Here is a 21,331-nt window from a genome sequence, read left to right on the forward strand (position 1 = left end):
AGTGCATGAACGCGCCAATGATGCGGCTGGCTGAAAGTCTCGCCCTGCCGCAGCCCTATCTGCTCTTTCTGGGCGACACTACCGAGCGGGGCTATGCCAAGACCGCATTGGGGCTCGCCGATTGGGCGGCAGACCGCTGTGTCGGCGAGTATTCGGTCGATGGCTGCACGGTGACGACCGGGCTTGCCCGGATGTCTCCGGCGCAGGCGGCGACTGCCGGGGCGCAATCGCTGGTGATCGGCGTCGCCAACCAGGGCGGGCTGATCGGCCCGACCTGGATCGCCGCGCTGATCGAGGCGATGGAGGCGGGGCTGGATATCGTCAGCGGGCTGCATGTCCGGCTGGCGAGCATCCCGGCGCTTGCCGAGGCGTCGCGGCGCACCGGCCAGCGGCTGATCGATGTGCGCACCCCGCCTGCCAATATCCCTATCGGCAACGGCCGCAAGCGCACCGGCAAAAGGCTGCTCACCGTGGGCACCGATTGCGCCTTGGGCAAGAAATACACCGCGCTGGCGCTGCATCGCGCGTTCGTGGCGCGCGGGGTCGAAGCCGATTTCCGCGCCACCGGCCAGACCGGAATCATGATCGCAGGCGGCGGCGTGCCGATGGATGCGGTGATCTCCGATTTCGAGGCGGGCGCCGCCGAGATGCTCAGCCCCGATGCCGCGCCCGATCACTGGGACCTGATCGAGGGCCAGGGGTCGATCTTCAATCCTGCTTATGCCGCGGTCTCGCTCGGCCTGCTCCACGGCAGCCAGCCCGACGCGTTCGTGGTATGCCATGATCCGTCGCGCAAGGTGATCCTGGGGATGGAGAGCTTTGCGCTGCCGACGATCGAGGAGGTCATCGATCTCACGATCCGGCTGGGCAACCGCACCAACCCTGCGATCCGCTGCACCGGGGTGAGCCTCAACACCTCGAGCATGACCGCTGCAGAGGCCGATGCCCATATGGCCGCCGAAAGCGCACGGCTCGGTCTGCCAGTCGCCGATCCGATCCGCGGCGGCGCCAGCTTCGAGGCGCTTGTGGACAGCTGCCTGGCATGACCGTTGCGGCGCCGGCAAGCAGGTCCAGCTGGTTCCAGCGCTTCCTGCTGCCCGGCTTCGCGCTCAAGGCAGTGATCATCGGGGGCGGCTATGCCACGGGCCGCGAGCTCGCCGAGTATTTCGTGCCCGCAGGCCCCTGGGGCGGGCTGGCAGCGATGCTGCTGGCGACATTGATCTGCACTGTCGTTGCGGCGATCACCTTCATGCTCGCGCGCGCGCTCAACGCCTATGATTACCGCAGCTTCTTCCAGCAACTGCTCGGGCGCGGCTGGATCGCGTTCGAGATGTCCTATCTGATCTTCGTGGTCCTGATCCTCGCGGTGTTCGGCGCGGCGGCAGGCGCGATCGGGGCTGCGACCTTCGGCTGGCCCGAATTGCTGGGCTCGGTGGTGCTAGCGGTCGCGATCGTTGCCACCACCTCGCTGGGGACAGGCGCGGTCGAGCGGTTGTTCAAATATGCCTCGATGCTGATCTATGCGGTCTACGCGCTGTTCATCGTGTTTGCACTGTCGAGCTTCGGCGACCGCATCGGGGAGGCTTTTGCTGCGGCGCCAGCGCCCGCAGGCAACTGGATGGCGGGTGGGCTTACTTATGCCAGCTACAACATTGTCGGTGCGGTGATCATTCTGCCGGTGCTGCGGCATCTGACCAGCCAGCGTGATGCGCTGGTCGCAGGGTTGATCGCGGGACCGCTGACGATGCTGCCCGCGATCCTGTTCTTCGTCGCGATGATGGCATTCTATCCGTCGATCGGTGCCGAGACGCTGCCGTCCGATTTCCTGCTCCGGCAGATGGCGGTGCCGGGCTTCCAGATGGTGTTCCAGCTGATGATCTTCGTCGCCTTGCTCGAAAGCGGCGTGGGCGCGATCCATGCGATCAACGAGCGGATTGCTGGCGCACTCAAGGCCCGGTCGCGGCCCGAACCCGGCGCTATGGCGCGCGCCGCGATTGGCGCTGTCATCCTCACCGGCTGCATGTTCGTCGCCGCGCGGATCGGCCTCGTTGACCTGATCGCCAGCGGCTACCGCTTTCTCGCCTGGCTGTTTCTTGCGGTCTATGTCGTGCCCTTGCTGACCTATGGCGTCTACCGCCTGATCCGCATGCCCCGTCCTTCGCCATCGGAGTTGCCCGCATGAAACCCCTCCACCTGCTCGCGGGCGCACTGCTCGCTGCCGCCGTGCCTGCCTGGGCCGAGCCGCCCAAGGATATCGACCAGAGCGTCGAGGCGTTGCGCCAGAAGGTCGGTGCGCCGGGCGTGTCGATCGCGATCGTCGAGGGCGGCAAGACCACGCTGGCGCGCGGCTGGGGCGTGCGCAAGCTGGGCGACAAGGCGCCGGTCGATGCCGCGACGTTGTTCCAGACAGGATCGACCGGCAAGGCACTGACTGCCGCCGCGCTCGCGATCCTGGTCGACGAGGGCAAGATCGGCTGGGACGATCCGGTGATCAAGCATATGCCCTGGTTCCGGATGCACGATGCCTGGGTGACGCGCGAGATCACCATCCGCGACCTGCTCGTCCATCGCAGCGGACTCGGGCTGGGGCAGGGCGACCTGATGTTCGTGCCGCGCACCAATCTCACGCGCCGCCAGACCGTCGAGCGCGTTGCATTCCTCAAGCCCAGGACCAGCTTTCGTTATTCCTACGCCTATGACAACATCCTCTATGCGGTCGCAGGGCAGCTGATCGAGGAGGTCACCGGCCAGACCTGGGAAGTTTTCATGCGCGAGCGTGTGCTGAAAGCAGGCGGCATGAAGCACGCGACCAGCGACAGCGAAGACCGCTTCCGCATCGCCAACCGCTCCTGGCCGCACGCGCGGCTTTCGGGGCCGTTGCGCGGGCTTGGCGACCAGCAGGTGCTCGACGAGCGTGACGAGCTCGGCCGCAACGGTGCGCCCGCAGGCGGCCTGGCGATGAGCGCGGACGACATGGCGGCGTGGCTCAAGATCCAGCTCGCGCAAGGCGCGCTACCCGGCGGGAAGCAACTGTTCAGCGCCGAGCAGGCGAAGGAGATGTGGAAGCCGGTGACGCCGATGGAGGTCACCCCGCTGCCGCCCGAATTGAAGCCCGCGCAACCCGCCAACCAGGCCTATGCGCTGGGCTGGCAGGTGCAGGATTATCGCGGCCACCAGATCATCAGCCATGGCGGCGGGGTGTTCGGATCGATCACCCGGGTGGTGATGATCCCCGAGCTCGATGTCGGCTTTGCGATCATGCTCAACTCCGAGGAGAGCGGCATGCTGCTAGGCCTCAGCTACAAATTGATCGACCACTATCTCGACGAGCCCGACTTCGACTGGACCACCAAATGGCAGGACTGGTATGTGGCGCGGCTTGAGGACGGACGCCAGTATCTCGAGCAGACCAAGGCCGCCACCGCCTCGGCAGCGAAAGTTGGCCCGTCGCTCGATGTCGCGCGTTATGCCGGGCGCTATCGCGACCGGTGGTATGGCGACATTGTGATCGCTTCGACCCCTGCGGGTCTGACGATCGATTTCACCTCGACCCCGCGCATGGTCGGGCGGCTCAAGCACTGGCAGTATGACAGCTTCGTCACCGAATTCGACGACAAGGCAATCGAGCCTGCCTATGTCACCTTCGCGCTCGATGCCGAAGGCGCGGTCACCGGGGTGACGATGAAGGCGGTCAGCAAGATCGCCGATTTCAGCTGGGATTATCACGATCTCGACCTCAAGCCCGTGGAGAGCACGAAGTGAAACCGATCGCCTTTCTTCTCGCCGCCACCGCGCTCACGACCCTGGGGGCGTGCACCACGACCAGCGGTGCCCCGAGCGGCGACGACGATGCCGCTGCCCTGCACGCCCGCATCCTCACGCTCGACACGCATCTCGATACGCCGCTGCATTTCGCGCGGCCGGGATGGAGCTTTGCCGATCGCCACGATCTCGCCACCGATCTGGCGCAGCTCGATATTCCGCGGATGCAGGACGGCGCGCTCGATGGCGGCTTCTTCGTCACCTATACCGACCAGGGGCCGCTGACCGCCGAAGGCTATGCCGCAGCGCTGGCACACGCGCGTGCACGTTCCGATCTGATCGACGCCACGCTGGCCAAGCATGCTGATGCGATCGGCACCGCGCTGACCGCCGCCGATGCGCGCCGCCTCAACCAGCAAGGCAGGCTGATCGCGTTCAAGTCGATCGAGAACAGCTACCCGCTCGGCGAGGACCTGTCGCTGCTCGCCGAATTCCATTCCAAGGGCGTGCGCATGGCAGGGCCGGTGCATTCGAAGAACAACCAGTTCGCCGACAGCTCGACCGATACGCCGCGCTGGAACGGGCTGAGCCCGCTGGGCAAGGCCTGGGTCGCCGAGATGAACCGGCTGGGGATGGTGATCGATGCCAGCCATGCGTCCGACGCCGCGTTCGACCAGCTGCTGGCGCTGTCGAAATACCCGATCATCCTGTCGCACTCGAGCTTGCGTTCGGCCAACGACCATCCGCGCAATCTCGACGAAGACCGCCTGCGTGCGCTCGCGGCGAAGAACGGCGCGATGTGCGTCTCGACGATTTTCCTGTCCGAAATGAACATGACCCCCGAGCGCGCCGAATTGTTCGCACTGTACGAGACCATCGGCACGCTCTCGCCGGCCGAGCAGGCCGACCTCACCCGCCGCTGGCGCGCACTCGATGCCCGCGAACAGATGTGGGATGCGAACTTCGAGAAGTTCATCGCCATGGCGCTGCGCGCGATCGAGGTCGCCGGGCCCGATCATATCTGCTTCGGCGCCGACTGGGATGGCGGTGGCGGTCTGGTCGGTATCGAGGATATCGCAGCGCAGCCCAAGATCACCGCGCGGCTCAAGGCGGCGGGCTATTCGGACGCGGACATCGAGAAGATGTGGAGCGGCAACGTGCTGCGCATTCTGGAGGCGCAGGGCAGGGGCGCGGCCCGCTAGGCTGCCACTGCCTCGAGCGCGCGCATCCGGACCGACTCCACCAACACGATCTGCTCGAGCTTGGCCGCGATGATATGCGCGTGCGGCTCGGGCAGATCGGGGGCGGTCAGGCGGATCGTCATCCGCCCAGCCTCGATACGCATCTCTAGCGCGTCGGGAACGACGCTGCGCTGGGCGAAATAACCCAGCACCCGCATCAGAGACTGCGGATCGACCATCGCCTCGATATCGAACCGCCAGCTGTCGTTGTTCATGCGGCCTGCATCGCGCGGGCGTTGGCGATCACCTGCTCGGCCATTTCATCGGCGACTTCGGCGGGCGAACGGTTCTCGGCCGTCGCGCGCGCAAGCAGCGCAGCGACGCGCGGCGCAATCGCGGCGACCCGCTGCCCGACATGGCCCGCATCCTCACCCAGATATTCCGCCGACACGCTGATGATGCCGCCTGCGTTGACGACATAATCGGGCAGGTAGACGATCCCGCGATCAAGCAGCAGCGCAGCCACATCGGGCGTGGCGAGCTGGTTGTTCGCCGCGCCGCACACAAGCCGAGCTTTGAGGTTCTTCGCGACCTCGTGATCGAGCGCGCCGCCCAGCGCGCACGGCGCGAAGACATCGGCCTCAACCGAAGCGATCTGATCGACTCCGACCACACTTGCGCCGACTTCCTTGGCGAGCGCAAAGCACCGCGCGGCGTCGGTATCGGCGATGACCAGCCGTGCCCCTGCGCCTTGCAGGCGGCGGCACAGATCCGCGCCGACATTGCCGACGCCCTGCACCGCGACGGTGACGCCTTCGAGCGAGCGTCCCAGCACCTGCGCCACGCCGACCTGCATCGATTCGAACACGCCCAGCGCGGTCCAGGGCGAGGGGTCTCCGCCCGCGCAGCCCGCTTCGGGCGGCAGCCCCGCGACATGGCGCGACATCGAGGCGACGACCTGCATGTCGGCGACCGATGTGCCGACATCCTCGGCGGTGACATAACGGCCATCGAGCTGGGCCACCGCGCGTCCGAACGCCTGGAACAATGCGGTGCGGTCGAAGTCCTTTTCGGGCCGCCGCAGCACCGCCTTGCCGCCCGAGAAAGGCAGCCCGGCAAGCGCGTTCTTGTAAGTCATGCCGCGCGCCAGCCGCACCGCGTCGGCCTGGGCCGCATCGCCATCGGCATAGCTCCACAACCGGCAGCCGCCCGCAGCCGGTCCCAGATCGGTTTCGTGCAGCGCGATATAGCCGTCCAGCCCGCTGGCGGGATCGTGGAGGCGCACACATGCGACGGTGGCGTTATGAAGGTGATGGTGTTCGGACATGTTGGGCTCCTGCAATGTTGGGGCGCTTATGGCAGGGAGCGCGGGGGCAATCTCGGTCTGGATTGGATCGAACCTGCGCATTTTTGGAATAGTATGTTCGCGATAATCGGTTTAAGCGAAATGGATGACCCCACTTGATCGTTTCGAGATAAAAATCCTCCGCGAACTCCAGCGCGATGCGACGCAGACCACCGCGCAGATCGCCGAGCGCGTTGGCCTGTCGGTCTCGCCGTGCTGGCGGCGCATCGATCGGCTGCAGCGCGAAGGCTTCATCCGCAAGCAGGTCGCGATCCTCGACCGGCGCAAGGTCGGGCTCAACGCGCATGTCTTTGCGCAGGTGAAGCTCAACGCGCACGGCCGCGCCAATCTCGACGAGTTCAGCGCCGCGATCCAGGGCTTTCCCGAGGTGATGGATGCCTATGTGCTGATGGGGACCACCGACTTCATGCTGCGCATCGTCACCGCCGATATCGATGCCTATGAACGGTTCTTCTTCGACCAGCTGAGCAAGCTGCCCGGCGTGCAGGAAATCAATTCGACCGTGGCGTTGTCGGAGATCAAGTCGACCACCGAGCTGCCGCTGCGATAGCCTATCAACGGGAATGATCGCAATGGATCGCTGCTATCACTTTGTGCAGCCGCTCCAAATCGGCGAAGGGACGGGGTCAACGGCTTGGAACAGCCATGAGGAGGGCTTGCATGACCTATATAGCCACAACCCATGTCGGATCGATGCCGCGCGGCCCGGAACTGACCGCGCTGCTGCTGGCGCGTGATGCAGGCGAGCCGTTTGACGCGGTTGCGTTCGACGCTGCGGTGTCCGATGCGGTCGATCGCTCGGTTGCGTTCCAGCGCGAATGCGGGGTCGACATCGTCAGCGACGGCGAGATGGGCAAGGTCGGCTATTCGACCTATATGATCGAGCGGCTGTCGGGCTTTGGCGGGCACGTCGATCGCAAGCCGGCGGCAGACCTGGCCGAGGTTCCCGATCTGGCGCGCAGGCTTTCGGCGATCATGGGCAGCCAGGAATTCGTCCGGGCCTCGTGCATCGGGCCGGTCAAGCTGGTTTCGCTCGAGCCGCTGCACGACGACATCCGTCGCTTCCGCGCGGCGATGGACGCGCATTCGGCAGGCGGACGGGGCTTCATGAACGCGGCCTCCCCAGGCCTGATCACCGCCTTCCAGGTCAACCGCCATTATCCCAGCCACGAGGCGTATCTGGCCGATCTTGCCGATGCGATGCGCGAGGAATACGAGACGATCGTCAATGCCGGGTTCGACCTGCAGCTTGACTGCCCCGATCTCGCGATGTCGCGCCATACCGGCTACCAGGACCTGTCCGAGGAAGAGTTCCTCAAGGTCGCCGCAGCCAATGTCGAGGCGCTGAATGCCGCCACCGCCAACATCCCGCCCGAGCGGATGCGGATGCACATCTGCTGGGGCAATTACGAAGGCCCGCACGATCACGACATCCCGCTCGAGCGCGTGATCGACATCGTGCTCGCCGCGCGTCCGGCTACCATTCTGTTCGAAGGGGCCAATCCCAGGCACGAGCATGAATGGACGGTGTGGCGCGATGCGAAAATCCCCGGCGACAAGCGGCTGGCTCCCGGAGTGATCGACACCTGCTCGAATTACGTCGAACACCCCGAGCTGATCGCGCAGCGGCTGGAACGCTTCGTAGCCATCGTCGGCGCAGACCGTGTTGTCGCCAGCACCGATTGCGGCTTCGGCACCTTCGCAGGCTATGGCAAGATCGACCCGCTGGTCACCGCCAAGAAACTCAAGGCCATGCGCGCAGGCGCCGATCTGGCAGGATCGCGGCTGTAAGCCCGGCCTAACGCCAAGCCATCGAGCAAGGCTGCGCACACCTGGTCGCGCTCGATGCCAATCCGAACGAAGAACATCGGTCGCCGCATATGGCCTGATGGTACCTTCACTCTTCAGCCACCGCTGACCCGATCCGTTATCGAGCAGGGTGAGAAAACGGCTTAGGTGCGGTGATGCTTGATGATGGGCCTTGGCTAAACGGATTGTGCCAAGAACCGATCGATCCGCTGCGCAACCTCGACGTCATGGCCCAGCCAGATATGCCCGCCATCGGGCAGGATGGTGATCTCGGCGTGCGCCACAGCTTCGGCGATCTTGCGCGCGGTGGCGGCGGTGCCGAAGCGGTCGTCCTCTGCCGAGATCAGCAGCACCGGCATGCGCAGTTGCGAAAAATCCATCGCTGCCGGATGTCCGGCCTGCCGCGCATCGTTCAGCATGCCTTTCGCCCGCGCGCCGATAGGCATGATGTCGGCCAATATGCCAAAGGCGCGCGCCCGTTCGGACTGGCTGACTGTGGCCAACAGCGCCGGGTCGGTCGCAAGCAGTGTACCGATCAGCGTTTCGGGCGCGATATTCAGCGCTGACCAAAACGCGAAATCAGAGGTCAGCAACGTGCGCACGGCCGTTTCCTGCAACGCACTCATTTCGACCGGATCGCTGCCATCGACATTGGCCGCGGGCACGAGCAGCACCAGCGCCGAACAGCGGTCTGGATGGCGCAGCGCAAACGCCGTTGCAGACAGTGCCCCGGCCGAACCACCAGCGACTGCCAGCCGATCAATGGCGAGATGATCAAGCAACGCGGCCAAGGCATCAGCCTGATTGACGAGCGACGGGTCCTCGGGAAAGTCACTGCGCAAATAGCCGAAACGCGAAGGCGCAATGATCTGGTGTCCAAACCGCTTCAGTACCCCGGCAAAACGCAAGCCTTGGTCGAAACCACCGCCGGTGCCATGGATCATCAGCAGCGGCGGACCCGAGCCTGCCATGGCATATTCGAGCGTGCCGAACGGCGTCGCGATGGTCGAACTGCGCGCGGCAACGCGACATTCTGCGGTGGCAACCGCCTGACGAAAACGCGACCAGACATAGCCTGCGCCAATCAACGCGCCCACGCCGGCGCCGATCAACCACTGCTGGCGGGTTAGGCGGGTCATTGCCTCAGGGTCATCAGCCAGAGCATGGAAAGTTCACAGCACGGTCATGACATCGGCAACCGGTCGGCGCATCGACATGGGCATGGCCGGACCATAGCCGAAGCGAACCACAAGATCAGGCCGATAGGTGCCGATGCCAAGCAGGCTGGCGAGTTGTGGGCGGAACTTTGCGACCTCGACTGGCTGATTCAGGAAAGCATGCTTCATGCCCAGCAACGTCGCCTGCAGGGCAAAGCGCTGATAGCTCCTCCCGGCCTGTACCCAGTGCGCGGGGTCATTCGCGTCGGACACGAATATTGCAATGCCGGCGGACGAACGGATCTGGCTGACGCATTTCGCATTCTCGCCCTCCACCGTTACAACGCGATCAAACAGCCTGTTGCCAAGCCAGTCCGGGAGGGCCGGATTGCCCGAGCATGCTGCATAAAGCCCGTCGGCAGTCGCGACCGCGCTTGCCGCGTTGAAACGGATCCACGATTTGAGCTCGCGCATGAAGGCGGGGTCACCGATCTGCGCACTGTTGGCGGCCACGATCAGGTCGAGGACGCTCTCCATGACCGGCTTGTCGGTGATCAGGACGACGCGACATCCTGGCACCGCTGCTGCGCGCTCCAGCATGGCCAGACTGGCGGTGTCCACGGCTTTGCCGTCATAATCGGCTCTGGTGCACTGGCGACTGCGTATCGCCGCGAACAGCGGGGCTTGCGCCGATCTGCTAGGCTCCAGATCGACCCGAAGACCTGCGCTGTCGCTGACAAAGGCGATGTTGGCATTCGCCCCCGCTGCCGAAGCCGCCAGCGAGAGATTCTCGGCCGCGCAACCAAGGCTCGCAAAAAGATGGTGGTTGTCGGGATCGACCACGGGTGTCTCGCGCCGCCGGTCAGGCGCGATTTCAAGATGCCGCTTGCTCGTCCGGAACAGCCAGGGCTGGGTATTGTGGCTGTTTGCCGCAAGCACGGCATGATGCACCAGATAGGGCATATCGGCATGGTCGCGCGCCGCCAACTCCGCCCGGACCGGTGCTAAGGCTTGCGGGTAGGAGGGACCACGGCCCGCCAGATAGAGCCCCGTGCCTGCCACTGCGGTAGCTGCTACGCCCAACAACAGGTGCCTGCGGTTCATCACCCAAATCCTGACCGTTTGCTCGATAGCACAAAGAGTGGCGAGATTCGCCGTCGGGTGCATTGATACCGATCAAAAGTGCCCACGTTGCCGGAGCGCTCGGGTCGGCTGCGTGCCGGGCTGATCATGGCCGACCTGCAAGCAGGCGCGAAGCGCCGGCACCGCCGGCGGCTTGGCGTCCGCTTTCAGGCGCCGATCATTTCGTCCATTGCCCGAAATCACGGATATCGCATTGAAGAGGCAGGGCCATCGACGGTCGCTGACAAGGCGGCGTTGGAAATTACGCTGCCAGACACTCGAGTGTTATCAGTCTAGGGTCAGGACTCATTGATCCAGAAGATGAAGATAGCTGCGAACGTGATGGCGGCGAGGAAGACGTCTGCACATCGGTCGTAGCGTGTGTGGATACGCCGCCAGGCCTTGAGTTTGGCAAACATGTTTTCGATGCGATGCCGCTGGCGGTACCCCCAGCCGACTCTACCGAATGAAGCGGTTATAGATGGTCTTGTGCGGCCCATAGTCCTTCGGCGCATCACGCCAGCGCAGCCCGTTGCGGATGACGAACAGGATCCCGCTCAATATCCGCCGATCGTCAACTCGCGGAATACCGTGCGAAAGCGGGAAATACTTCTCAATCCAGCGCATCTGCGCATCGTTCAACATCAACAAATCAGCCATGGCAGCTACCTCCTGCCACATTGAATCAGCCGTTCAGGCCGCGCCCAAGCGATTAATAGGTCCTGACCCTAGCCTAGACCGATTCCAGATTGTCTGCGTTTTGGAGCCGCTCGACGTCCTGGCGTGGCGGCGCTCCGAAGAGGCGCCGATACTCGCGGCTAAACTGTGACTGGCTCTCATAACCCACCGCAAACCCTGCGTCTCCGGCGGTACTCCCCTCCGCCACCATCAGCCGCCGGGCTTCGTGTAGTCGAAGGTGCTTCTGGTATTCGAGCGGCGTGACGCGCGTAATGGCCTTGAAGTGCGAGTGAAGCGATGATGCGCTCATCCCGGCCGCCTGCGCAATCTCGTCGATCCGCAACCGCTTGTGGAAACTTTGCCGGATAGTGGCGATGGCCCGGCTAATCTGGCTCAGATGACTGTCCGCCGCAGACATCTGGCGGATCAAGGGGCCGTGCGGCCCGTGGAGGAGCCGATACAGCACTTCGCGCTGGATCAGCGGCGCTAGGGCGCTGATGCTCTCGGGCCTGTCAAGCAATCCCGCCAATCGGCAGACCGCGTCCACCAAGTCGGGCTCACATGGATAGACAGCGAGCACCGGCAAATGGCTTTTCGGTGTTGAGGCGCCCTCAGCGATTATGATGTCGGCCAGTGCGCCCATGTCGAGGTCGATCTTGCAGCACAGATAGGGCGCATCCGGACTCGCCTCGATCACATGCCCGACGAGCGGAAGGTCGACGGAAACCAGCAGATAGCGCGACGTGTCATAGACAACACTGTGATCGCCCAGCGAGACACGCTTTGCACCTTGGGCGATGAGGCAAAGCGAGGCTTCGTAGACCGACGGGACAGGAACGGTCGGCCGATCCTCGCGGATGACGGAGAGGCCGGGCACAGCTGTTCCGCCCATGCCGGAAGGCGGCGCATGCTTGAGGATCGAAGCTGCGAGATCAGGGATCGTTCTCATGCTGTCATGAATTCCCGGTTCCGTGTGCATCTGCAAGGCCGGTTAGCGCAATTCGGAGAATCAGGCAAAACTCCCGGCCGATCAATCTAACGTGGTTCCGTACAAATCCGGCAATGTCGGCTCATCAATTCGAACGGAAAGGAACGACCATGAGCGGGCTAAGCAGCAAGACTATTCTTATCACCGGCGCATCCAGCGGCATCGGGGAAGCCACGGTGCGAGAACTGGCCGCGACAAACGCCAACCTGTTTATCGGCGCGCGCCGGACCGACCGGCTTCAGGCGCTCGCGGAAGAGCTAGGAGAGCAGGTCGCATGGGGCCCTCTCGACGTGACCGATCCCGTCAGTTTCAACGCCTTTGCCGATGCGGCAGAAGCGACGTTCGGTCGCATCGATGTGCTGGTGAACAATGCCGGCATCATGCCGCTATCGCCCCTCGCTGCGCTGAAGCGGGAAGAATGGACGCGGATGATTGACGTCAACATCCATGGCGTACTCAATGGCATTGCGGCAGTGCTGCCGCGCTTCGTCGCGCAGCGTGCCGGGCATGTGATCAATGTCGCATCGATCGGCGCGCACCTCGTGGTCCCAACAGGAGCAGTATATTGCGCGACCAAATATGCAGTTTGGGCGATCACAGAAGGCCTGCGACAGGAACACGACGATATACGCGCCACGGTCATCTCACCCGGCGTGGTTGCGACGGAACTGGGCAATGACATCACAGACCCGCAAGTTGCCGAAGCTCTTAAGGGCTGGCGCCAAAAATCTCTAACCCCCGACGCGATCGCGCGTGCGATCCGCTATGCGTTGGAACAGCCGGAAGGCGTCGACGTAAATGAAGTGATTGTGCGCCCCACCGCTGCAAACATGTAGTCCGCACGAGCATCGTTGGGCCGCCATTCGGAGCGCTGGGAGCAGTCTCCAAATGGGGCCTTAGGCGGCGAGTTCGGACACGCGAAGAACCGCCCGTCTGCAACCGGCCCAACTCTGGTCACCTGTCAACCAGCGGCCGATCGAAGCTCAGCCCGAATCGCGCAAGATACTTACGCAAACGATCAGCGTCGTTCGTCGAGCTGCGCCGTTGGCGGGAGGTGGCAAACAAGGTTCGTCCTGCCTCCGACAGGCTGGCGCTCCGACGGCATCCCGGCTTTTAGGTATGCAGCTGAAGGGCATCCAATGGCTGTATGTGGGGGGCAAGGCGAATGCTTGCGGTACTGTCCGCTGGCAAAGAACGCCGCATCAACGTCGTCTGGCACCTCGCCGAAGGGATCGTCGAAGGCGATTGTCGGAGCGTCTGCGAAGGGCGTGAGTTCGCCGCTGGCACCGGCCAGCCAGCCATACACCGTGACTTGCGCCCCGCCATCAGGGACATGTAAGTCGTCACTTTCCTGCGCGGCAGCAGGAGCGACCAAACGCGGCGGCGGCACAAAGGCCGACCAGGCAATGCCGAGCGATCATTGGTTGGCGCCCTTCACGATTATGCCGTCCTTCATAATCACCGTGAAATTGCGCTCGGGATCGCCGATCAGGTCGATGTTGGCCAGCGGATCGCCATTGACCAGGATAAGATCGGCGAGCGCGCCCACCTCGACCACGCCAAGCCGTCCCTGATAGGGCGAACGCGGACCTGACAGTGCCAGCAGTTCGGCGTTGGCGCCCGTAGCAAGCCGCAGCAGTTCGGCCGGAGTGAAATGCGGCTTCAAGCGCAGCAGATAGGCGTTCTGCTGTTCATTCAGGTCGGGCTCGAAAAGGAAGTCCGTGCCCCAGGCCAACTTGACCCCAAGCCGCTTGGCCAGCGGCCAGACGATCCGTTGGCCTTCGATGATGGGCTTGCGCTTTTCGCGCCGCCGGGGATCCATCGCCGCGGTGGAATCGACGAGCATCTGACCCGACAGCCATATGCCCTTTTCCGCCATCAGCGTCAGCGTATCCTCGTCGAGCAGATTGCCATGCTCGATCACCTTTACCCCGGCTTCAATCGCACGGCGCACCGCCTTTGGGTGATAGGCATGGACTGTGACATAAGTATTCCAATCATCCGCAGCATCAACTGCGGCTTTCATCTCGTCGAGCGTGTATTGGGTAACGTCGAGCGGATCATATTCCGAACTGGTCCCCCCGCCGGCCGAGATCTTGATCTGGCTCGCCCCCAGCCGCAGGTTCTCGCGCACCGCGGTCAGCACTTCGGGCCGACCATCGGCGATGACGCTCGCCCAGAACTGTTCGGCGAGCGGCACTTTGCCGGTAAAGCGGCGCGAAGGTTCATTCGGGCCGCGCAAGTCGGCATGGCCCGAAGTTTGCGAGATCATCGGCCCGGACGGCCATATGCGCGGGCCCATGATCTTGCCGCTGTCGATCAGCCGCTTCAGCTCGAAAGAAGGTCCGCCAACATCCCGCACTGACGTGAATCCGCGCAGCAGCATCGCCCGGGCCTGACCGGCCGAAAGCTGCATAACCTTGTCCAATCCCATGTCCGGAGCGGACATTTGGGCCGGCGTGAGCGAGTTGAACATCATGTGTACGTGGTTGTCGATCAGCCCGGGCATCAGCGTGTGCCCGCGCCCGTCGATTACCACCGCATCGACAGCGGTCGCGCCTGCATCCTGGCCGATCGCAGCGATGACGTTGCCCCGCACGAGTACATCGGTCGGCGGTGAGAGCGTTTCAGAGGTGCCATCGAACACCCGGACTTGCGTAAAAAGGGCTTCACCGGAGGCAGCATCCTGCGCCGACAAGGGAGCTGCGAGCGCGAAGGCAAGCAATGCCATCAGATTGCGCACGAAGCGACATGTCCCGCCCGTCGCGAACCGATTGTTTTGCAGCATCATTTCCCCACCCTGACGATAAGAGATGATCTAAGTAATCGCTGATGTCGACATCATGACATTTCAGGCCGCAACTCAAAGCAAAATTTGCCATGCTCAGGCGCGTCGGATGGCGCAGGCACCCCGGCGAACGAAACCGCGCGCCAGCCCGCCTTGTTACCGCCTGTCCAATATAGCGTCGCGTTCGAGGGCGCATTACCGACCGTCCGCTTCGGGGTGTCCAGTTGGCAGGTTCTGGGACAAAACTGCCGGTTAGGAAGACGCGAGCAAATGACTGGTTTCGTACGAGGCGGCCGCTCGCGCGGCGATGTGCTGTATCCAGCAGATTGCGCGGTCTCGTACGTCAGGCCGAGTGATTGCCGATGCTCCACCCTTGGCCGGCGAGATTGGCCTCGCTGAACTGACGTGGTGTCGCTTCAAGCGTGGTAGCGAGGCTGTCGTTCCAACGGTTGAAAAAGCCGTACAGCGCGACGACGGAAAGAAGTTCAACGATCTGCTCTTCATCGAAGTGCTCGGCCAGTTGCTCCATCGTCTGGTCGGTGACGCCCGAGGGTGATTGACCGGCAAGCACCGCAAAGCTGAGTGCCGCGCGCTCGGACGCAGAGAACAGAGCGCTGCGCTCGTAATCCCAGATCGCTCCGATCTTTTCGACCGACGCACCGCTGTTCGCCGCATTGCTGGCGGTGTGCGCCGAGCAATACTGGCAGCCAGCTGCCTTGCTGGCGAGATAGCCTGCCATGTACTTGAGATCAGCAGGGACCCGCCCAGCGCCCATGACAGCGGTCCACAGGCCCAAGGTCGCCTGCAGGATGTCTGGCCGGTAGCCCAGCGTTGCGATGCTTCCAGGAAGCTCTGCAAAATCGGCGAGAAACGGACTGGTGTCGATGCCGCGGGCGGCGAGTTCGTCGAGGGTCAGTGACCGGATGCGTGCCATGGTTCAACCTTCCCATTCACAGTTGCCATCGACGCCGATGATCTGTCCGGTGACGTGCCGCGCCGCATCCGATGCCAGGAATAGCGCCATGTCGCCGATTTCCGAAGGCTGAATCTTGGTCCTGAGCGAGATGAAGCCAAGTGCCTCGGCCTCGACCTCGGCGACCGCAACCCCGCGCGTCTCGGCGGCACGTCCCATCAGCATCCGCATCCGCTCGGTATCCATGAAGCCGGGGCGGATCGCGTTGACGCGGATGCCATCGGGGCCAAGCTCGCGCGCCAGATTACGGGTCATCCCTTCCAGCGCCCATTTCGACGCGACATAGGCGGTGCGACCGGGCAGCCCGGTGACCGCCGAGGCAGTGGAGATGTTGATGATCGCCCCGCTGCCGGCATTCTTCATCCCGGGCACCACTGCGCGGATCATCTGGAACGCGCCCTGCACGTTGACTGCAAAGCAGCGCGCCCAGTCATCGGGCGCGTTGGTCTCGATCCCGCCGATCGGCCCTGCTACGCCTGCGTTGTTCACCAGCACATCGATCGGCCCCATCGTTGCGGCAAAAGCGTCGACCGCAGCCGGATCGGCGACGTCGACGCAGTATCCCGTCAACCCGGGATGTCCGTCACACGCGCCGTCGAGCGCGGCCTGATCGACATCGCAGATGCTGACCTTCCAGCCCGCGTCGGCAAAGACATAAGCGATCGCAAGGCCGATGTTTGCCGCGCCTGCCGTGACCACCGCGTGCCTGACCGGTGCCGATGGATTATTCATGTATGTTGCTCCCGCAAGTCCTGTGTCGCAGCGCTGTCGATCTTCCCGTCCGGCAGCGCGACGACCCCATAGATGGTCCGCGCCCGGTCGGCGCTGATCAGCCCTTCGGCCATGTCGCGCAGCACCGTCTCGGCGGGGCGCTCGAAGGGTGATCCGTAGCCGCCACCGCCGCACGACACCGCCAGCACGCGCTCGCCGTCCTCGACATGCACCTGAGCGCAGGCGGCGAGCCGCTCGCTGCTGCCATCGACATGGATGATATGCTGGTCCGCGCCGCCGCCGGCTCCGCCGCCGCGCACGCCGACCGGCGCGTTGACATGGCCGTCGGACAGATAGCCGATGTCGATCGCACCGCCCACGGGTCCGAACTCGATGACGGTCGATGGTGCACCGTTGGTGCGGCCCGCGCCTTCGCTGTCGGGAACGAACGCGCGCCGGTGGACGAGGATCGGCTGTACGATCTCGGCATGCTCGACACCGTCGATGCAGCACAGCCCGGCGTTGCCGACATGCCCCACGGTCCACCACGCATCGGCGCCGGGGCTCGCAGCCCCGCCGCTCATGCCGAGGAATACCTGGTTGACGAAGGCCTTGCCGCTGCGCGGATCGATCCCCGAGACCACGCCCGCCGATGGCGCGATCACTGCGCCGACCTCGGCCATGCCGATCCCATCCTGCAGCCCCGCAAGCGCGGTTTGAACCGAATTGGCGACGCGATCGGCGATGTTGGTGGTGGCGGCGGAGCAGGAGAATGGATGGATCGAGATGCCCGCGATGCACCCTTCGCGAAGCAGCACGTCGATCCGCCGGAACGAGCCGGCGTTCTTGGGCACCTGATAATCGATGCTGTTGAACACCCCGATCATCGCGGCGGTGCGCGCGCAGGCTTCGGACAGGTTCATCCCGCAGGGCATGCAATCGGGATTGTCGGCTAGGTCCACCGTCACCCGGCCCGCTGCCGGATCGACGGTGATGTGCGAGGTGATCTTGACGCCCTCGGCGGGAAGGCCCGGGAACGGATCGTGCGTTGAACTGCCGCTAACCTGACCTGCGGGAAGCGCCACGATCGCCTCGACCATGCGCGCTTCGGAATAATCGAACCACTGCCCGGCAAACGCCTCGAGCAGGTCCCAGCCGATATCTTCGGCCAAGGCGGTAAGATTGCGTTCGCCGACGCGCACCGCGCCGACGGTCGAGAGATAATCGCCGTGCCACTGGTGCGGCACGCGGATGCGCACCTTGCACATGCGGATGATGTCGTCGATGTCCTGCCAGTCGCGCTGCACCTGCACCGCGGGGAAGATCAGCGCGCCCTCGTTATAGACGTCGGTCGCCTCGCCCATATAGGTCGTGGGCTGCGAGTTGCCGATATCGGCCTGGTGCGCCTTGGCGAGCAAGGTGAAGCGGTGCCGCCCTTCGGGATCGAACACCGGCGCGATCACCGAGAGATCAGCGGGGTGCGAGCAGCCGTGATAGGGCGAATTGTGCAGGAACGCATCGCCCGGCCGCTGCACCGGGTGAAAGTCCTTCACCGACTTGACCATCAGATCGGGCCCGGAGAGCACATGGATCGGCAGGCTGTCGGCGGCGGTGATCAATTCGCCGTCGTGGGTGAGGATGCAGCACGAGAAGTCGCGCGCGCGGTTGAGCACACCGGATCGCCCGGTGCGCAGCAGCGTGTTCGACATCGCGCGCACCACGCCATCGAGGCGGCTGCGCAGGACAGCCATTTGCGCGCCGTTGAAGCTGGGCGAAGTCATTGCGGGCGTTCCTCGATCAGGATCGCGCCGGGTACCGAGCGCCAGAAGCGCGAGCCGGGGTCGACGACGATGGTGGTGAAATCGGATTCGACGATCGCGGGGCCGTCCATCCTGTGGTCGGGCGGGATCGCCTCGAGCCGCCACACGGCCGTCTGCGACCAGCCGCTGCCGGCAAAATACACGTTGCGCGTCCCCGTTGCGCGCGGCTGGGCCTCTGCCATGGCGAGCCGGAAGTCCGACACGCCATCGCGTGCAGAACACTGGACGCGTGCGCGCAAACCGATTAGTTCGATGTCCGACGCCGGGTCGACGATAGTGAACAGCCGCAGATGCTCTGCCTCGAACCGCGTGCGGAAATCCGCGATCGCTCTTGAGCTGGCGAAGTCGGCGTCGGGCAACGGCACGTCGATCTCCCAAGCCTGGCCCTCGTAGCGGGCCTCGGCGATGAAGTGCGTTTCGCCCGGCCTGCCCGATCGTTCGATGAACCGGGCGGCGCGCGCCGCCAGACCGGCCACCGCAGCGCCGACAACGTCGCTGTCGAAGCGCGCGGTGTTGCTGTGCACCGTAGCGGCGAACTCGGCGGTAATGTCCGACATCATCGCGCCTGCCGCGCTCATCGCTGCGCCGGTCTCGGGGATCAGCAGCCGCGGACAGCCCAGCCGCCGCGCGATAAAGGTCGAGTTGAGGCCTGCCGCCCCGCCGCCGCCGATCAGCACCGCGCGGGCCGGGTCGATGCCCTGATTGACGACAAGGTCCTGGATCGCCTGCACCATCGCTTCGGTGGCCAGATCGACGATCGACCACGCGGCATCCTCGACCGATACGCCAAGCGGCGCAGCAATGTGCTCCTCGATCGCGCGGCGCGCGCCGGCGGCGTCGAGCTGCATCTTGCCGCCAAGGAAGAAATCGGGGTCGAGATAGCCCAGTACCACGCACGCATCGGTGACCGTGGGCAAGGTGCCGCCGCGCTGGTAGCAGACCGGGCCCGGCATCGCGCCCGCGCTTTGCGGACCGACGTGCAGCAGGCCCGAGGCATCAACACGCGCGATGCTGCCCCCGCCCGCGCCGACGCTTTTCACCTCGACCGAAGGATAGCCCGCCAGATGCCCGCGATACGGCTCGCCGATCCACAGATCGCGGGTCATAGCGACGCGGCCTTCGGCGATGATCGATATATCGTAGGTGGTGCCGCCGGTATCGGCGATGATCGCATTGTCGAAACCGCCTTCGCGCAAGGCGTAGTGGCGCCCGGCCACCGGGGCCATCGAGGGACCCGAGTTGATCGCGGAGATGGGTTGCGCAGCCACTTCGCGCGCGTCGACCATGCCGCCTGCGCTGGTCAGCACCATGACGCGCCCGGCAAAGCCGGCTTCGGCCAGTCGCGCTTCGAGGCTGCCGAGATACGCGCCCATCAGTGGCTTGAGCGAGGCATCGATCGCAGCCGATGAGGCGCGGCGAAACTCGCGCAGCGTGGGGTTGACGCTGTGCGAAAGACTGTAGGGCATGTCGGGGAAGCGCGCCGCGATCATTGCGCCGATGCGGTTCTCATGGGCCGGGTTGACCGTCGACCACAGCAGGGAAACCGCGATCGCTTCGACATTGGCGGCGGCAATCTGATCGAGCACCTTTGCGGTGGCCGCTTCATCAAGCACGGTCAGCACCTTGCCGCCCGCCATGATCCTTTCGGGCACCTCGAAGGTCAGCGCGCGCGGCACGTATGGCTGCGGATAGGCGTGCGCATGGTTGAACGGCTCTGCCCTTCCACCCTCGCGGAACAGCAGCATGTCGCGGTGGCCCTGGGTGACGATCAGCGCGGTGCGCGCGGTGCGCCCCTGAATGATTGCGTTGATCGCGTGGGTGGTGCCATGGATGAAGCTGTCGCCGCGCGCGAGCAGGTCGGCCAGCGTCAGGCCGCGCGCATCGGCGGCGACGCGTAGCGCGTCGAGCACGCCTGCCACCGGATCGGACGGGGTGGTCGCCGCCTTGTGCAGCGTGATCGTGCCATCGTCTTCCTCGACGACAAGGTCGGTGAACGTCCCGCCGGTATCGGTTGCAAAGCGCATCAGAAAGCTACCCTGTCCCCGCCCTTGGTACCCAGGATCTCGCGTGCCTCCTCGGGGGTGGCGATCGGGATATCGAGCGCGTCGAGGATCTGGCGGACCTTGCGCACCTGCTGCGCATTGCTGACCGCGAGTTCGCCCTTGCCGATGTAAAGGCTGTCTTCCAGCCCGACGCGGACGCTGCCGCCCACGAGCGCACATTGCGCGAGAAACTTCATCTGCGGGCGTCCGACAGCAAAGCACGACATGATGTAATCATCGCCGAACAACCGGTCGGCAGTCTGCTTCATCAGGAAGAAATTCTCCAGATCAGCGCCCAGACCGCCCAGAATGCCGAAGATGCCCTGGATCAGGAACGGCGGCTTGATCAGGCCGAGGTCGGCAAAGTGCTTCACGCTGTAGAGATGGCCGATATCGTAGCATTCATACTCGAAGCGGGTGCCGTGGCCCTCGCCCAACTCGGTCATGATCCGTTCGATCAGAGCGAAATTGTGGTTGGCGGGGAAGCGCTTGCTGCCCAGCATCAGTTCGCGTTCCCACTCGTGCTTCCAGTCGAACTTGTCGGCAAGGGGCCAGAAGCCGAAGTTCATCGAACCCATGTTGAGCGAGGTCATCTCGGGGCTGGCGGCGAGCGGCCCCGCCATCCGGTCGTCCTCGCTGAACCCCGGCGCGCCGCCGGTGGTGATGTTGATGATCGCATCGGTCTGCTGTTTGATCCGCGGAAGGAACTGCATGTACAGCGCAGGATCGGGGGATGGCCGGCCGTCGATCGGATCGCGCGCGTGAAGGTGCAGCACCGCAGCTCCCGCTTCGACCGCCTCGATCGCCTGTAGCGCGATCTCGTCGGGCGTAACCGGGAGATAGGGTGACATGCTGGGGGTGTGGATCGATCCCGTGACTGCACAGGTGATGATCGCCTTACCGGTACGTTTCATCGATTGGCTCCAATTGTGTC

Annotated in this window: 18 protein-coding genes and 1 pseudogene; 7 read left to right on the forward strand and 12 right to left on the reverse strand. The window is 64.3% G+C overall.

Features of this window, described 5'->3' with window-relative positions; genetic code table 11:
• Positions 1-5 precede the first annotated feature (5 nt).
• From ACK4R0_RS01470 to ACK4R0_RS01485, 4 genes are read left to right on the forward strand one after another with little or no spacing between them, the layout of a single operon-like run.
• Positions 6-1,046: a DUF1611 domain-containing protein gene (locus ACK4R0_RS01470; protein WP_409669145.1), complete on the forward strand. Its 1,041-nt coding sequence runs from the start codon at positions 6-8 to the stop codon at positions 1,044-1,046.
• Complete coding sequence (locus ACK4R0_RS01475) at positions 1,043-2,182, forward strand: hypothetical protein (protein WP_409669148.1); 1,140 nt, start codon at positions 1,043-1,045, stop codon at positions 2,180-2,182. Before ACK4R0_RS01470 ends, ACK4R0_RS01475 begins: the two co-directional genes overlap by 4 nt.
• Positions 2,179-3,762, forward strand: a complete 1,584-nt coding sequence (locus ACK4R0_RS01480; RefSeq protein ID WP_409669151.1) for a serine hydrolase — start codon at positions 2,179-2,181, stop codon at positions 3,760-3,762. Before ACK4R0_RS01475 ends, ACK4R0_RS01480 begins: the two co-directional genes overlap by 4 nt.
• Positions 3,759-4,964, forward strand: coding sequence for a dipeptidase (locus ACK4R0_RS01485; protein ID WP_409669154.1), 1,206 nt, complete (start codon positions 3,759-3,761; stop codon positions 4,962-4,964). Before ACK4R0_RS01480 ends, ACK4R0_RS01485 begins: the two co-directional genes overlap by 4 nt.
• Here the strand turns inward: ACK4R0_RS01485 and ACK4R0_RS01490 are convergent.
• Together ACK4R0_RS01490 and ACK4R0_RS01495 are read right to left on the reverse strand one after the other, a co-directional pair.
• Positions 4,961-5,218, reverse strand: coding sequence for a hypothetical protein (locus ACK4R0_RS01490; RefSeq protein ID WP_409669157.1), 258 nt, complete (start codon positions 5,216-5,218; stop codon positions 4,961-4,963). The genes ACK4R0_RS01485 and ACK4R0_RS01490 overlap by 4 nt on opposite strands.
• Positions 5,215-6,270 (reverse strand): Leu/Phe/Val dehydrogenase, encoded by a 1,056-nt coding sequence (locus ACK4R0_RS01495; protein ID WP_409669160.1) that lies wholly within the window; start codon positions 6,268-6,270, stop codon positions 5,215-5,217. The genes ACK4R0_RS01490 and ACK4R0_RS01495 overlap by 4 nt, the downstream gene beginning before the upstream one ends.
• Before the next feature lie 124 nt (positions 6,271-6,394).
• Between ACK4R0_RS01495 and ACK4R0_RS01500 the strand changes: the two genes are divergently transcribed.
• Both ACK4R0_RS01500 and ACK4R0_RS01505 read left to right on the forward strand, forming a co-directional pair.
• Positions 6,395-6,859 (forward strand): Lrp/AsnC family transcriptional regulator, encoded by a 465-nt coding sequence (locus ACK4R0_RS01500; RefSeq protein WP_409669163.1) that lies wholly within the window; start codon positions 6,395-6,397, stop codon positions 6,857-6,859.
• A gap of 110 nt (positions 6,860-6,969) precedes the next feature.
• Positions 6,970-8,100 (forward strand): cobalamin-independent methionine synthase II family protein, encoded by a 1,131-nt coding sequence (locus ACK4R0_RS01505; RefSeq protein ID WP_409669166.1) that lies wholly within the window; start codon positions 6,970-6,972, stop codon positions 8,098-8,100.
• A gap of 194 nt (positions 8,101-8,294) precedes the next feature.
• On the opposite strand, the gene ACK4R0_RS01510 is transcribed toward ACK4R0_RS01505, so the two are convergent.
• The 4 genes and pseudogenes from ACK4R0_RS01510 to ACK4R0_RS01525 form a co-directional block, all read right to left on the reverse strand.
• Positions 8,295-9,257, reverse strand: coding sequence for an alpha/beta fold hydrolase (locus tag ACK4R0_RS01510; protein WP_409669168.1), 963 nt, complete (start codon positions 9,255-9,257; stop codon positions 8,295-8,297).
• Between the two features lie 33 nt (positions 9,258-9,290).
• The gene (locus ACK4R0_RS01515) at positions 9,291-10,442 is read right to left on the reverse strand and encodes an Acg family FMN-binding oxidoreductase (RefSeq protein ID WP_409669171.1); all 1,152 of its coding nucleotides are present in this window, start codon (positions 10,440-10,442) and stop codon (positions 9,291-9,293) included.
• Positions 10,443-10,859: 417 nt separating this feature from the next.
• A pseudogene (locus tag ACK4R0_RS01520) lies at positions 10,860-11,057 on the reverse strand (transposase); the annotation flags it as partial.
• A gap of 73 nt (positions 11,058-11,130) precedes the next feature.
• A complete protein-coding gene (locus tag ACK4R0_RS01525) occupies positions 11,131-12,024 on the reverse strand; it encodes an AraC family transcriptional regulator N-terminal domain-containing protein (RefSeq protein ID WP_409669174.1) in 894 nt (297 codons plus the stop codon).
• A gap of 149 nt (positions 12,025-12,173) precedes the next feature.
• Between ACK4R0_RS01525 and ACK4R0_RS01530 the strand changes: the two genes are divergently transcribed.
• Complete coding sequence (locus ACK4R0_RS01530) at positions 12,174-12,899, forward strand: SDR family oxidoreductase (RefSeq protein ID WP_409669177.1); 726 nt, start codon at positions 12,174-12,176, stop codon at positions 12,897-12,899.
• Positions 12,900-13,480: 581 nt separating this feature from the next.
• Here the strand turns inward: ACK4R0_RS01530 and ACK4R0_RS01535 are convergent.
• From ACK4R0_RS01535 to ACK4R0_RS01560, 6 genes are all read right to left on the reverse strand, one after another.
• Positions 13,481-14,806, reverse strand: a complete 1,326-nt coding sequence (locus ACK4R0_RS01535; protein WP_409669180.1) for an amidohydrolase family protein — start codon at positions 14,804-14,806, stop codon at positions 13,481-13,483.
• Between the two features lie 388 nt (positions 14,807-15,194).
• The gene (locus ACK4R0_RS01540) at positions 15,195-15,785 is read right to left on the reverse strand and encodes a carboxymuconolactone decarboxylase family protein (protein ID WP_409669183.1); all 591 of its coding nucleotides are present in this window, start codon (positions 15,783-15,785) and stop codon (positions 15,195-15,197) included.
• 3 nt (positions 15,786-15,788) lie between these two features.
• Positions 15,789-16,556 carry an SDR family oxidoreductase gene (locus ACK4R0_RS01545; RefSeq protein WP_409669186.1) on the reverse strand — a complete coding sequence of 256 codons (768 nt, stop codon included), beginning with the start codon at positions 16,554-16,556 and terminating at the stop codon, positions 15,789-15,791.
• The gene (locus tag ACK4R0_RS01550) at positions 16,553-18,316 is read right to left on the reverse strand and encodes a hydantoinase B/oxoprolinase family protein (protein WP_409669189.1); all 1,764 of its coding nucleotides are present in this window, start codon (positions 18,314-18,316) and stop codon (positions 16,553-16,555) included. The genes ACK4R0_RS01545 and ACK4R0_RS01550 overlap by 4 nt, the downstream gene beginning before the upstream one ends.
• Positions 18,313-20,379, reverse strand: coding sequence for a hydantoinase/oxoprolinase family protein (locus tag ACK4R0_RS01555; protein WP_409669192.1), 2,067 nt, complete (start codon positions 20,377-20,379; stop codon positions 18,313-18,315). The genes ACK4R0_RS01550 and ACK4R0_RS01555 overlap by 4 nt, the downstream gene beginning before the upstream one ends.
• On the reverse strand, positions 20,379-21,311 hold the full coding sequence (locus ACK4R0_RS01560) for a 3-keto-5-aminohexanoate cleavage protein (RefSeq protein ID WP_409669195.1): 933 nt from the start codon (positions 21,309-21,311) through the stop codon (positions 20,379-20,381). Before ACK4R0_RS01560 ends, ACK4R0_RS01555 begins: the two co-directional genes overlap by 1 nt.
• Positions 21,312-21,331 lie beyond the last annotated feature (20 nt).

The organism is Blastomonas sp., from assembly GCF_046294995.1.
GTDB lineage: Bacteria > Pseudomonadota > Alphaproteobacteria > Sphingomonadales > Sphingomonadaceae > Blastomonas.

Coding starts and splice junctions, on each gene's coding strand:
- ACK4R0_RS01470 (WP_409669145.1), top strand. CDS start 6: ATGAACGCGCCAATGATGCGGCTGGCTGAAAGTCTCGCCCTGCCGCAG.
- ACK4R0_RS01475 (WP_409669148.1), top strand. CDS start 1,043: ATGACCGTTGCGGCGCCGGCAAGCAGGTCCAGCTGGTTCCAGCGCTTC.
- ACK4R0_RS01480 (WP_409669151.1), top strand. CDS start 2,179: ATGAAACCCCTCCACCTGCTCGCGGGCGCACTGCTCGCTGCCGCCGTG.
- ACK4R0_RS01490 (WP_409669157.1), bottom strand. CDS start 5,218: ATGAACAACGACAGCTGGCGGTTCGATATCGAGGCGATGGTCGATCCG.
- ACK4R0_RS01495 (WP_409669160.1), bottom strand. CDS start 6,270: ATGTCCGAACACCATCACCTTCATAACGCCACCGTCGCATGTGTGCGC.
- ACK4R0_RS01500 (WP_409669163.1), top strand. CDS start 6,395: ATGACCCCACTTGATCGTTTCGAGATAAAAATCCTCCGCGAACTCCAG.
- ACK4R0_RS01505 (WP_409669166.1), top strand. CDS start 6,970: ATGACCTATATAGCCACAACCCATGTCGGATCGATGCCGCGCGGCCCG.
- ACK4R0_RS01510 (WP_409669168.1), bottom strand. CDS start 9,257: ATGACCCGCCTAACCCGCCAGCAGTGGTTGATCGGCGCCGGCGTGGGC.
- ACK4R0_RS01515 (WP_409669171.1), bottom strand. CDS start 10,442: ATGCACCCGACGGCGAATCTCGCCACTCTTTGTGCTATCGAGCAAACG.
- ACK4R0_RS01525 (WP_409669174.1), bottom strand. CDS start 12,024: ATGAGAACGATCCCTGATCTCGCAGCTTCGATCCTCAAGCATGCGCCG.
- ACK4R0_RS01530 (WP_409669177.1), top strand. CDS start 12,174: ATGAGCGGGCTAAGCAGCAAGACTATTCTTATCACCGGCGCATCCAGC.
- ACK4R0_RS01540 (WP_409669183.1), bottom strand. CDS start 15,785: ATGGCACGCATCCGGTCACTGACCCTCGACGAACTCGCCGCCCGCGGC.
- ACK4R0_RS01545 (WP_409669186.1), bottom strand. CDS start 16,556: ATGAATAATCCATCGGCACCGGTCAGGCACGCGGTGGTCACGGCAGGC.
- ACK4R0_RS01550 (WP_409669189.1), bottom strand. CDS start 18,316: ATGACTTCGCCCAGCTTCAACGGCGCGCAAATGGCTGTCCTGCGCAGC.
- ACK4R0_RS01555 (WP_409669192.1), bottom strand. CDS start 20,379: ATGCGCTTTGCAACCGATACCGGCGGGACGTTCACCGACCTTGTCGTC.
- ACK4R0_RS01560 (WP_409669195.1), bottom strand. CDS start 21,311: ATGAAACGTACCGGTAAGGCGATCATCACCTGTGCAGTCACGGGATCG.